The sequence below is a fragment of the Natribacillus halophilus genome (genome assembly GCF_900100185.1).
Taxonomy (GTDB): Bacteria; Bacillota; Bacilli; order Bacillales; family Marinococcaceae; genus Natribacillus; species Natribacillus halophilus.
Genome location: NZ_FNEN01000013.1, coordinates 1 through 12,299, shown reverse-complemented (window position 1 = coordinate 12,299; position 12,299 = coordinate 1). Strand labels below are relative to the sequence as shown.

Genomic DNA, 12,299 nt, shown 5'->3' with positions numbered 1-12,299 from the left:
AAATTCAGGGTCCCCTTCTTATGCCTGTATGTATATCTCTATCTAGCAAAAGCGACGACTGCAAACGAGTTTCACCCCCAATATCTCTTCAGATTATCACTGCTGCATGAATCTGGAATGTTACATATATATTACATTATTTCATTATTTATAAAAATAGGAAATTATTGCATTTATGCAAACCTTTCGTTTAGTTCATTAGAATTATAAACTCTATTTAAGATCTGCGAGCTAAGACTAAGGTTTTCTTATTAGGCATAAGTTTGTTCTCTTAAAGTTAAATTCTGATAATCAAGTCAAGCTCATACGACTCGGGATTTTACCTGTCCCGGCCCGGAGCAAAACAACCAAATGATGACCTCGAACAACCTTCTAAACGGTTCGCAAGACGTCCATTCGGACAAATCTACTGGAGACCAGCAAAAATTGTCCGAATCGAGCATTCATTCGGACAAAAGATGGCGCGATCGGCAAAAATTGTCCGTAAAAATCGTCTCTCTTCTTGGTGGCGGGCCAGCTATGCAATGGCAACAGACACAACCCAATTCGGACACTTTCACCGAACTTCTACACAAATGTGTCGTGTCCGAAGTAAAAAATCGTGCCAATGAATGGCACGATGTTAAGTGAAAAGTTGTTTACTGTTGCTAAGCAATCGTATCCTATTCAGGGATTGTAACGTCTACCTCGATAGGTTCCGTAGAGCCGGGATTCCCTTCGGCTTGATCTTCCTCTTTCCCGCAAGCGGCAAGTAAAATTAAAAGGCCGCTGCCAAGCGTTGTCATTTTCATAACAGATAACCTCTTACGCACTTTCGCGTCTCCCTTGTATTAAGTAGATTTTCTGATTTAACCATAACATATAGGAATGTTAGATTATCACTTTAAATAACAACTTCACACAAAATTCATTTGTTTTTGGCTGGCGATTTTCATTATTCCGAGCATCCACAAAAACCACTCATCTGTCTGTGTATTTCACGAACAGCTGCTTGGAACGAGAAAACATTTCCTCCAAATCCTTCTGAAAATTTCATCGCGTGCTCCTTTTTTTCAAAGGCTAGAACCTGTGGAGAACAGCACCCTAATATCTCGTCCGCTCCCAGAAGATAAAAAGCATTTTTTCCACTGATCGTTGTCCCTTTTAAAAAATCTTGACAAATAAATTGATCAGCTTTTTCTTCACCTTGATTGTGATAATGCAGCAGCGCACAATGGGGGCAGCAAAAATATTCGATCTTTTGATCATCATATAACATTTGTGCCTGATGGATACTATTATTTTTCTTCATGCAGTAGACACAATGGCCGGGCGTTGGTTCACTCTCTCGAAGTACTATGCCCCCGGTGATGCGAATGATATCTCTTTTTTCCATAAGCGGTTTGATATCACGGTAAACGGTCATTTCCGAAACACCGAGCCTATAACTAAGGGTTGCAATTCTTAATGTTTTTTCTTTGTTCAACCACTCCATAATGGCTTCTTTTCTTTGCAAAGGCATCATTTATTAAGCACTCCCTTTCTATTCCCTAGTGTAAGCATTTATTGACCATCAAACAAGATGAATATTGTGTGAAAATGTTATATGATGTGATTTTTTAACATACCCATGTGTTAGACTTGTCTTAATGGAAAAGGGGGGGATGATCGACTGACTTCCTGTTTTTAACACATATCAACATATTCTGTTAGCCAAGCCATGGTAAGAAAAAATTGGGAGGGGAAAAATGAAACATTTTATCACATTCATAGCTACGGTTCTTTTGTCCTTGGTATTTGTATCCACGACTTTCGCACACGCTCATCTTGAGGATTCAGACCCAGAGGATGGTGCAACAGTTGAAGATACAGTTGAGACAATCAAGGTTTTCTTCGATTCAGGCATTGAATCAGCAACAACGGCAATGGTGACCGATGAAGAAGGGAACGAGCTTGAACTCGCGGATGAAGCCATTGAGGGAGACGATTATATTGCTACCCTTGATGAAACGCTAACATCGGGAGATTATACAGTGGAAATGACAGTGCTCGCGGAGGACGGACATACGACTGAAGAGGAATTCACTTTTAGCGTAGATGCCGATGAAGCCGTTGAGGAAGAAGAGGCTGCGGAAGAAGAAAACGGTGCTGAAGAAGCAGGAGCGGTTGAAGAAGAATCAACAGATGAAGCCGCTGAAGAAGAAGAAAGTGCTGGCGGTGCAGCTGAAGGTGGCGATGATGGCGGCGCAGGAGGCTTGATGATCGGTGCGATCGGCGTGATTATTGTCGGAGCTGTCATCTTCTTTATCATCCGTGGCAGAAAGGCCGCATAAAAACCCATGGTCATCATTGCGAATACGGTATTGTTCATTACACTGGCACTTTTTACCGGCATTCACATTCTCGAGGCCGTACCCAACGAGCAGCGACCGAAACTACGTATTCCGAAGTTTCTCCTGTCGGCCCTTGCCATCGTGATGATCGTTGCCAGCTTTATTCCGATCGCCCTGATCGCGGAACAAACAGCCAATTTGTCAGATGAACCCTTTATCGCTGTACTTGCTTCCAGTCTGTTCGAATTTACGATTGGACAAGGGTTCGTCGCGTTTGTATGTTTTCTCATCATTGTATTCGTGGCACGCTTCACGGTAAAAGGACGGGAGAAGGGACGATTCCTTCTCCTGCTACCCGTCTTCGGAATGATTTTGGCCACGGGCTGGAGCTCTCATGCCGCCTCCATGTCCGATCAAGGCTATATATTTAATGTCATCCATATGACGTCAGCGTTATCCTGGTCGGGGGTCCTGTTCATTGCCAGCTTTTTCTCGATCGGGGAAGACCGCTGGCTCCGCTTTTTTCAATGGTTCACGCCATTTGCGCTCACTATGGTACTGCTTCTTTTCGTGAGCGGCATTGGAATGGTTACGTTAATTACACCGGAGTACACAAACAGCTGGCTCCTTCCCTATGGTCAATGGCAATCGCTAAAGCATTTGCTATTCATACCGCTTGTGTTTTATGGATTCGCCCATGGATTTATCATGAAAAAACGACTAAACGACCCCTTAAAATATGGCAACAAGCGCAAGCCTCGCTTCTCTTTGCAAATGGAAAGTATGGTCCTCGTCGTCGTTTTTTTGGTCACGTCCATTATGGCTGAACAGGAACCACCCCATGAAGTTGCGCAAACATTGGAGTTCACGGAAGTGTCAGGATTTGCGAGCCAAGCGATCGCGACGGACTTGCTTTCAAGTGAAACCGTCACCTGGAGCGCGAACACTCCCGCCATTCTGATGGCCGGTGCAGCGATAACCATTCTTGTCTTTTTCATTTATAGCGTTGGGACAAGGCGCCCTTTTTGGCTCGCTCCGATCTATATTGCCTTATTTGTGTTCACGGGGCACGCAACCCTTATGTCGGGTGCGGATGTGGAAACAACAGGTGAAGGTACGCCGGAAGATATGGACACCGAACCTATCGAAGTTGAGGTAATGAATGATACAGAGGCAACGGTCGGTGACGAATGGACGTTGGAGGCTGAAGTCACCCAGGAAGGCGATCCAGTCGAAGATGCCGACTATGTCATTTTTGAAGTTTGGCATGACGAGGATGAACAAGGTGCGATGATCGATGGCGTGCACGTCGGAGACGGCATATACGAAGTCGAATACCAATTCCAGGAAGCCTCAACCTATTATGTCCAACCGCATGTCACCGCCAGAGGGATGCACCGCATGCCTGTGCACGAAGTAGAAGTTGATGAACAATGATTCAGTTGTATAAAAAGAAATAGAATGTGCTGGATTAAGAGGAAGATACCAGTTTTCTATCTTCCTTTTCATTCCGCCATCTGGACCTATTTAATGGTCATCTTCATCAATATCGACCAGCGATGTTACTACTCCTTTTGTGACACGAACTTCAAAAACCTTATTGTCGTGATAAAAAGAAAATATTCCGCTGTTAAAGTCTGTGTGTAATTGTTTGAAAAAGATACCTTCATAATCAGATTCTTGACTAGCGTTAAAATGAAGCTGGTAAGCCCCGTCGGTTTGTTGATGGAGATAACCTTTCACGCCACGATCGGACTGCCAGTCCTCAGGTTCATCCGCTCGGGATTTGGGAACGACATGTACATCGGCATCGGAAACGTCTTGGAGAAGGATATCGATGACCGATCCTCCGATCAGGTGGGTCCAAATCCTCTCAATTCTTTGCCCGATCATGATTTGTGTAGCATTAACATTGATAGCTGTCTTTTTAATCACCTTTGTAATATCGTGAGCATCGCTTTTTTCAATAAAGAGCTCAGCATCATAATCATCTGCAAGTTCCTGGAAAATGGACATATCTATTTCTTTGTCATGTTTATATTCCTCTTCTGGCAAGGCATCAAAAACAAGAACAAAAAGGGGACAATGTAATTGTTGGGCGAGGTTTACGCCACGTTTAATTAACCGTGCCCCATGGTGGCCATAATTGACGCATACGAGAATACGCTCATTCGTTTGAAGCGGGGGCATATCTATTCCTCCTTTTTTATTCAATATTTAAAGTTTACCCTTTGATCCATACCGATAAAACTTCCTCATAGATATTATCCAATGCCCACAAGTCCTTTGATGAGAGTCATCCAGAGCTTTATAAACGGCAAGAATTGAAGTTGTTGACTTTCTTCCTGTGGTAAAACGGGTTGCTCCGGGATGAAAACGTCATAAATCTTCTGCAAAATGCCATCTCAATGTTGATTATATTCTTTTTAAGATTTGCTTTGCAGCATATTGACCTGAACGAACAGCGCCTTCCATAAAGCTGGGAAAGCTCTCAGCAAGTTCACTACTTGCAAATACGAAAAGATTGTACGGCTCTCTCAAGACATCAGCAGCAGTGTCCACTCCTCTGTAATGCACACTGGCACCGTACCCTCCTCCACAGTATGGGTGATCAACCCATACGCTTTGTTCCATATCCACGTACGTTCTGGCTTGTTCACCAAACACTTTTTCCAACAGTTCAGTGGCTATTTCTTTTCTTTGTATTTCATCTTCCTTCGCTAAATTTCTTGCTAAGCCTGCCCCTATAAACATTGTCAAGCGAACCTCAGCGTCACCGATTTTTGATGAATCGGCAACCGTGATGCCTTGAGGATCTGTAAAGACAATGCCTCCCACATGTTTAGTCTCTCCATCAATGGCATAGTAATGCCAAAAAGCATTTTGGAATACCCAAGTCGTTTTAATAATGGCGCCATCTGTATAACTGTTTAATGCTTGTCGATAATACTGCTCTAAGTTCGAGCTATAAGAAAAATGACTTGCAACAGCAGGTGGGAGAGCCATAATAACAGCATTGGCCCTGTATTGATCATTGTCAGTTATCAGTGTGTACCCTTCCTTTGTTTCGTTGACTTGTCTTAACGGCTCATTGTAAACAATCTTTCCATCTAAGTTTTTTTCTAAAAAAGAAATCAAATGGCTTAACGGGCCTGATGCTTGATGGGTAAGATCACTTTTCTCCGAAGGATAACGCTCATGCATATCCGTTAATACTTTCGCACTTAATCGTGACGGCTCAATATTTAAGAGTTCTGCATGGATACTGCTAATCACCTTTTTTAGTTCTTCATCAGTAATGACCCGTTCATACAAGTCAGATAATCGTTCATCTTGCTCCCCAGTCGCTTTTATCATTTCATGCTGAACATCTGTCACACATTTACCTAAGGCTTTTCTTGTTGGAGCGGTTATATCCATCGACTTTTCGTTGACATCCGTTTCTTGGAGTTCCATTCCTGCACTTTCAATAAAAGAAACTATTTCTGTCATATCTTCATTTACAAATTGAGCACCGAGCTCAAAGAAACGTGAATGGTCTTTACGTTCCGCCGTAATGACTTTCCCCCCTGATCGATGACTTGCTTCTATAACTTTATAGTTTATATTTTTCTCGTTGAGCATTTTAGCTGCAACCATACCTGCTAAACCTGCTCCAACAATAACAACATCGTACATGTTTTGTGCCTTTGTTTGCTGCATGGGATCACCTTTATATTTTACTTTGGAAAAACATTCCATTATTCAACGTTGGCCATAAATGCGTACAAGTTTCCTCTTTGGGCTTATCCAGAACTTTATAAACTACATGACGTGCAAAATGCCATATTAACTTTCAGCTGTTTTGCGTTTACTGAGGAGTCCGTGGTTGCTGTTGCGTAATACAGTGAATGTTTCCGCCAGCGAGGGATAGTTCTCTCGATGGTACTGGCACAATGACTCTGTCCGGGAATAAGCGTTGGAATACATTCACTGCCTCTTGGTCTTTTGGATCATCAAAGGCCGGTATAATGACAGCACCGTTGCATAAATAACCATTAACGTAAGTGGCGACGCATGGTTCACCTGTTTTACGCTCATAACTCCCCTCGGTCTGGTCAAGTTGTTGACTTTCTTCCTGTTGTAAAACGGGTTGCTCCGGGATGGAAACCTCATGAATCGTTAACGCTCTTCCAGCAGCATCAGTTGCTTGTTGCAATTGCTCCTTGCATTGTTTTAAAACCGGATATTGTGGATGATCTTCATCATCTGTCCAGCTCATGGCTACCTCGCCTGGACGGATGTAGCAAAGGACTTCATCAATATGGCCGTCGGTTTCATCCCCTACCATGCCTTGATCCAACCAGATCACTTTCTTAATATTTAACGTTTCCTGTAGTCGCTCTTCGATCTGACCCTGAGTCCAATCAGGGTTCCGGTTGGCGTTTAAGAGACATTCTTTCGTTGTGATCACCGTTCCTTCTCCATCAACAGCGATGGCGCCACCTTCAAGGGTCAAATCCGTGGCGTCATATCGTGGCACCCGTTCAATATCTAACACCTTTCGTTTAACAAGCATATCCTGGTCCCAAGGGAAGTACAGCCCTCCTTTGAGGCCACCCCAGGCATTGAAGTGGAAGTCGACACCACGCAAATGCCCGGCCTCATTCGTTACAAAGATCGGCCCAATATCTCGCATCCAGGCATCGTTTGAAGCCATTTCAATCACCCGAATCTCCGGTGATAAAACGGTGCGTGCGTGCTTGTATTGATTAGCCGGCACACAAACCGTCACTGGCTCAAACTTTGCAATCGCCTCCGCAACATTTGAAAACACTCGTTGAGCCGGTTTAGCACCGGAATGCCATGTATCCGGACGGACTGGCCAGAGAAGCCAAGTGCCTTCATGAGGTTCAAATTCACCAGGCATCCGATACCCATCTGATTTAGGTGTATGGTGATACGTTTTAATCATTGTATATTCCTCCATGAAATTTGTAATCAAACATGTAACATATGAACAAACGGTCCTTCGGTATATCAGCATTCCTCCATATATTGAAAACATACGCATATTCATCGTATTCCTGGCGCTAAGAACAGATAGCTGGTCCTAACATTTATGCACGCTGCACGATTATGACACAGCTTTTAATCCTACTACACCAAAGATAATGATAACGAGACTAATGATACGGCTCATGTTCTTGTATTCACCGAAGAACATCATATTCACCAATACGCCACCGGCTGTTCCGGTTCCGAGCCAAACGGCGTAGGCTATACTCAATTGCAAGAAGTTAAAAGAGGTATATAGGAGTCCAAAAGCAATTCCAAACCCCCCTACAAAAATGATCATATTTCGTAGAGTTTTATTTTGACTAAACATCTTTAATCCCATGATACCTATGATCTCAGAGGCTGCTGCTAACGTTACAAGTAACCACCCCATGATTTAAGCAACTCCTTTCGTGTCTTGCTCTTCACCTTTATTATCAGCTAGTTTTAGACTTACAACACCCGTAATTAGAATGCCCATAAAGACGCCTTTCATGATGCTGAATGCACCTCCAAAGATAAATACATCCATTAAAGCTGTTCCGACGGTCCCTGCGGCAGCAAATATGGCGTAGACCGTTCCAGTTGGCAAGTATTCACAGGCCTTGGACAGAAAGTAAAAGTCAATGAGAATAATAATCACAACGATCCCCCAATGCCACCAAGTTGTTGCGACATTAAAGCCAAACACCCAAAATAGTTCAAATAAACATGTTAAAAAAACGTACATCCAAGCTTTATTCATTCTCTACTCACCTCTTCATGACTGATTATCAGTCATTTTTTGTTAAATGAGGCCAACGTTTAACGTTTTACCCCTAATGCATAGCTGATAAACGATACCAACTCTTGTTTTTGCAGACGAATTGTTTCTTTTTCTTGCTTATTGTCATACAAATACACCTGTTCGGCTGTTGACTCAATTAAGCCGATGATCATTTTTGCTGTCCGCTCTGTATGCAGGGAATCACGAATGATTTCCGAATCTTTAGCTAGACTTAAAAACTCGCTCATCCACTTATAGAACGGAGCATAGATCGCCTCCCATTCTTTTAAATGCTCAGTTTGGGTCAGCCCTGCATAAATAAGAGCAAACACATCAGGGTACTCTTTAGTCAAGTTGTAAACGACATCGATAATTTGTTCCAATTGAACCTGAAACGGGGAACCTTCCTGTACATGATGGTTGATGTCCTCCATCATTTTGCCTACCATCACTTCGGCAATGTTCGGCATGACCGATAACTTCGAAGGAAAGTACAGATAAAAGGTTCCTTGAGCAATACCTGCAATCTGTACAATATCGGACACTTTAGTTTTTTCAACGCCCTTTTCACGGAAGACATCAATGGCAGCATGAACGATTTTCTCTTTTTTATCCATCTTCCAACCTCCAACAAATGACTGACAGCCATTCACTATCATAAAGAAGGATTGGTCATTTGTCAAACCATATAAGAAAAGAAAAACGAAAGACGGGTCAGTAAAACGCAAGCGCCATCCTTGAAAACAGGATGAGCGCTCTCCTTCACTAATCGTTTTAATAATGGTTTTTTATCCTGCAAACCCCATTATGACAACGAGTAATGCTGAGATGAATGCAAGAATAAAACCGACCATTCCACCTTTTCCTCGTTTCGCCTTTCCTAACGCCATTTCCATAAATCCAATCATTAATAAAGCAATCATGCCCTTAACCAAGTAGTGTGGCGGAAATCCATACGTGTATAAAAGTCCTGACCCTGAAATGATCATAATGAGATAGAACAAACGCAGGATCATAGACACGATTTTCGCGCTTGTCATCTTATGCGCTTTGTAAAGGGGAAAGGCGACAAGAAAAAGGATAATGAGAAAAGCCCAAGCACCTTGATGGGATGCGAGAAAGATGTTATATAAGCTTTCAGACATCGAGTTCACCCCCTTTGGCGAGATAGTAAAATAACGCCCTTCATTACGCATGCTTTATTTACGAGTGTACTGGATCCTTTAGCTGTACCTTTTCAATATCAGTGACTTCTCCGTCTGAGAGAGTGATCACGCGGTCACATACATCGAATAAGCGAGTATCATGCGTGACCATAACGGCTGCTTTTTGTTGTTGTTTCACTTGCAACGCCAATGTTTCAACCACTTCCCGACCTCTGGCAGCATCCAAGCTAGCCGTTGGTTCATCAGCGAGCAACAATTCCGGATCATTCATCCAAGCCCGCGCGATGGCGACACGCTGTCGTTCTCCACCTGATAAGTTAACGGGATAATGGTTTTTCCGATGGTTGAGTCCAAGCATATTTAACAGATCATCGGTACGTTTTTTCGCTTTTTGTTTCGGGATCTTTGCGATTTTGGCAATATAAAGCAATTGGTCCTTCACGCGCAGATAAGGAATTAAATGGGCGGATTGAAAAATGAACCCAATCTGATGCAACCGCATCGTCGTGCTTTCTTTTGGATTTAATTGGGAAAGGACCTGGCCGTCGAGTAGCAACTTTCCTCTGGACGGTGTCAGTAGTGCACCTGCCACCGAAAGGAGTGTGCTTTTTCCTGAACCGGACGGACCGGTGATGGCAACGAATTCCCCTGCATTTACAGATACATTCACATCATCAAGCACAGTGGTTTTTCCTTCCCCTTCCCCAAATTCTACACCTATATTTTCCAGCACTAGTTTCGTTGTCATGCTTCCATACCTCCAATCGCCTCAAGGGCGTCGACTTTTTTCACTTTATACAAGGAAAGCAGTGAACCGAGAATGGCGACGACGATAAATAAGCCTGTCAAAGTTGCGACTAAATTCAAAGGTAGCATAAAAGGCATGTCAGGCGGCAGTAAGGCTGCAGCAAGAAAAGTGGCGCCTATACCTATCGTGACACTGACGACTGAGATAATGCCGACTTGAACAAGAATCGTATTCGCCAGTTCACTGACCTTCGTGCCAATCGCCTTTAGAATACCAAACTGTGTTAGTTTTTGAATCGTGATGACATAAAAGAAAGCAGCAAGGACGAACGCTGAAATAATGAATAGAAAGACGATCATCATCCATAGTGACATCTGTTCCTCACTATAACCGGGGATGCCGGAAAGAGAGTCCTGAATGGTCACGACTTCCGCATCCGTCAATTGGCTGTTTAGTGTGCTTACCGTTTCTTCCCCGATGTCCGGAAGGACAAGAGCACTCGCCAGCAGTTCATCCCCACCGCTCAATTCCAGCCAATCTTCCTCCGTAACATAGATCACAGGCGTGTGGCTATATTTCTGGTTGCTTGTAAAACCTGTAATGGTAAAGATCTCTTCTGTCGTATCTTCCAAAAATTCATCACCTACATGGTATCCTTCTTCTTGAAGGGACTCATCGGCGAGAACTTCTCTTTGTTCAGACGGTTTTTCGCCTTCTGTTACCTCCGGAAATAACGCTGAATCATCATCAAGATAGAATTTGGCAACATCGGCTTGCGATTCTTCATCGTCTTCAATCGTGCCCTGGTGGACGCCTAATATCTCAGATTGGTCGACCTCGTCGTGAACCGTTTGTTGATCCTCATCATCGACCAATGACCGTGTGAGTTGCATTTCCGCCTCATCATCCATGACAAAATACTCGGCTGTTTCATCCATGTTTATAATGGATGAAGCATTGTCGTAAGCGAGTCCTTGTGCAAGTCCCGAGACGAAGAGCACCAGGAACGAAAGCAGGAAAATAATCAGCGCGACCATAATATATCGTAGTTTGGAGTAGAGCAATTCTCTGATCGCTAAAAACATATGACAACCTCCTTTGTTATCATCACTATAAAGCGGGTATATGAACGCAACATGAACAAAAATAAACGGAACATTGAAGATCGTTCTTTTTGTTAAAGTGAGTCTTTTGCGAGATAATGAATAGGACAAGGAGGCGGTTCTTATGATTTCATTATTGCTCGCGGATGATGACGCGCACCTTCGTGAATTTGTCAGCGACGATCTGCAAAATGAAGGGTATCGTGTTTACCAAGCGGAAGACGGCGAGGTTGCCTTGAAGGTTTTGGAGAGAGAAAGGATTCATTTGGCCATCGTCGATATCATGATGCCGAAGGTTGATGGCTTTGCGTTATGTAAAGAGATACGTGATGATTATGATATTCCGGTTTTGATGTTAACGGCGAAAGGCGAACTTGAAGATAAAGCGAAAGGCTTTGCGGCGGGAACGGACGATTATGTCACTAAACCGTTCGAGCGGAAAGAGTTGATTTTTCGAATCAAAGCATTGTTGCGCCGGTTTCAGTATATTCACCAAGAAATCATCACCATCGGTGAAGTGACGATTAACCGGAAAAGTTACGAAGTTGAATGTAACGGGAAAACCATGATGCTTCCCATGAAAGAGTTTGATTTGTTGGCCCAACTGGCAAGTTTTCCGAATCAGACGTTTACGCGTGAAATGCTGATTGAAATCATCTGGGGAAATGATTTTGTCGGGGATGATCGCACCATTGATGTTCATGTTAAACGGTTGCGAAAACGATTTTCTAAAGAAACGGATGCTTTTTCCATCCGTACCATACGTGGTGTTGGGTACAAGATGGAGGTACAAGATTGAAAAGTTTTTATGTCCGCATTGTTCTCACAACGTTCACGGTCATGATTGTTAGCAGCCTGCTCGCTTTTTTTATGAGCAATGGTTACTACCAATTATACTTAAAGCCTGCCAACGATGCGGCGATTATGGACATGGCAGAAGAGATTCAACAATACGCAGAAAATGAAGAGGGAGGTGCTGACGGAGATTACTTTTCACACGTGGGTCATTTAGGTTATCAACTGGTCCTGTATCATGAAGATGGGAACACAAGTCAATATGGGAGTCCTTTTCGCGATGATGATTTGCCTGACGAAGAGATCGAACATGTTCTGGCAGGCGGACAATATCATGGCGTGTTCGAGCAATCCGCCGGTTTGTTTGTCACT

General features: G+C 43.3%; 15 protein-coding genes and 1 pseudogene. 5 read left to right on the top strand and 11 right to left on the bottom strand.

The genetic code is table 11. The annotated features are described in order from the left end of the window. The first annotated feature begins 351 nt into the window (after positions 1-351). Positions 352-630: a hypothetical protein gene (locus tag BLS58_RS12905; protein ID WP_090399212.1), complete on the top strand. Its 279-nt coding sequence runs from the start codon at positions 352-354 to the stop codon at positions 628-630. Positions 631-662: 32 nt separating this feature from the next. Here the strand turns inward: BLS58_RS12905 and BLS58_RS18190 are convergent, their stop codons facing one another. Together BLS58_RS18190 and BLS58_RS12900 are read right to left on the bottom strand one after the other, a co-directional pair. Next, a complete protein-coding gene (locus BLS58_RS18190; protein ID WP_281241011.1) occupies positions 663-791 on the bottom strand; it encodes a hypothetical protein in 129 nt (42 codons plus the stop codon). A gap of 143 nt (positions 792-934) precedes the next feature. Then, positions 935-1,501, bottom strand: a complete 567-nt coding sequence (locus BLS58_RS12900) for a DeoR family transcriptional regulator (protein WP_281241013.1) — start codon at positions 1,499-1,501, stop codon at positions 935-937. Between the two features lie 226 nt (positions 1,502-1,727). On the opposite strand from BLS58_RS12900, the gene BLS58_RS12895 reads away from it, so the two are divergent. Then, entirely contained in the window at positions 1,728-2,312 is a 585-nt protein-coding gene (locus BLS58_RS12895; protein ID WP_090399210.1) for a copper resistance CopC family protein, read from the top strand. 6 nt (positions 2,313-2,318) lie between these two features. Next, positions 2,319-3,749, top strand: coding sequence for a CopD family protein (locus BLS58_RS12890; protein WP_090399209.1), 1,431 nt, complete (start codon positions 2,319-2,321; stop codon positions 3,747-3,749). A gap of 90 nt (positions 3,750-3,839) precedes the next feature. On the opposite strand, the gene BLS58_RS12885 is transcribed toward BLS58_RS12890, so the two are convergent. The 9 genes from BLS58_RS12885 to BLS58_RS12845 form a co-directional block, all read right to left on the bottom strand. Continuing rightward, positions 3,840-4,502, bottom strand: coding sequence for an adenine nucleotide alpha hydrolase family protein (locus tag BLS58_RS12885; RefSeq protein WP_090399208.1), 663 nt, complete (start codon positions 4,500-4,502; stop codon positions 3,840-3,842). A 225-nt stretch (positions 4,503-4,727) separates the two neighbouring features. After that, positions 4,728-6,014 (bottom strand): flavin monoamine oxidase family protein, encoded by a 1,287-nt coding sequence (locus BLS58_RS12880; RefSeq protein ID WP_176764744.1) that lies wholly within the window; start codon positions 6,012-6,014, stop codon positions 4,728-4,730. Between the two features lie 148 nt (positions 6,015-6,162). After that, on the bottom strand, positions 6,163-7,263 hold the full coding sequence (aguA, locus tag BLS58_RS12875; RefSeq protein ID WP_245723175.1) for an agmatine deiminase: 1,101 nt from the start codon (positions 7,261-7,263) through the stop codon (positions 6,163-6,165). A gap of 165 nt (positions 7,264-7,428) precedes the next feature. Continuing rightward, positions 7,429-7,743 carry a DMT family transporter gene (locus tag BLS58_RS12870; protein WP_090399205.1) on the bottom strand — a complete coding sequence of 105 codons (315 nt, stop codon included), beginning with the start codon at positions 7,741-7,743 and terminating at the stop codon, positions 7,429-7,431. 3 nt (positions 7,744-7,746) lie between these two features. Then, entirely contained in the window at positions 7,747-8,094 is a 348-nt protein-coding gene (locus tag BLS58_RS12865; protein ID WP_090399204.1) for a DMT family transporter, read from the bottom strand. Positions 8,095-8,153: 59 nt separating this feature from the next. Further along, the gene (locus tag BLS58_RS12860; RefSeq protein WP_090399203.1) at positions 8,154-8,732 is read right to left on the bottom strand and encodes a TetR/AcrR family transcriptional regulator; all 579 of its coding nucleotides are present in this window, start codon (positions 8,730-8,732) and stop codon (positions 8,154-8,156) included. 171 nt (positions 8,733-8,903) lie between these two features. After that, entirely contained in the window at positions 8,904-9,260 is a 357-nt protein-coding gene (locus BLS58_RS12855; protein ID WP_090399202.1) for a DUF1516 family protein, read from the bottom strand. Positions 9,261-9,318: 58 nt separating this feature from the next. Further along, complete coding sequence (locus BLS58_RS12850) at positions 9,319-10,029, bottom strand: ABC transporter ATP-binding protein (RefSeq protein WP_090399201.1); 711 nt, start codon at positions 10,027-10,029, stop codon at positions 9,319-9,321. Further along, positions 10,026-11,114 (bottom strand): ABC transporter permease, encoded by a 1,089-nt coding sequence (locus tag BLS58_RS12845; protein ID WP_090399200.1) that lies wholly within the window; start codon positions 11,112-11,114, stop codon positions 10,026-10,028. Before BLS58_RS12845 ends, BLS58_RS12850 begins: the two co-directional genes overlap by 4 nt. Positions 11,115-11,256: 142 nt before the next feature. On the opposite strand from BLS58_RS12845, the gene BLS58_RS12840 reads away from it, so the two are divergent. After that, on the top strand, positions 11,257-11,931 hold the full coding sequence (locus BLS58_RS12840) for a response regulator transcription factor (protein WP_090399199.1): 675 nt from the start codon (positions 11,257-11,259) through the stop codon (positions 11,929-11,931). Next, positions 11,928-12,299, top strand: a pseudogene (locus tag BLS58_RS12835) (sensor histidine kinase); the annotation flags it as partial. The gene BLS58_RS12840 and the pseudogene BLS58_RS12835, both read left to right, overlap by 4 nt.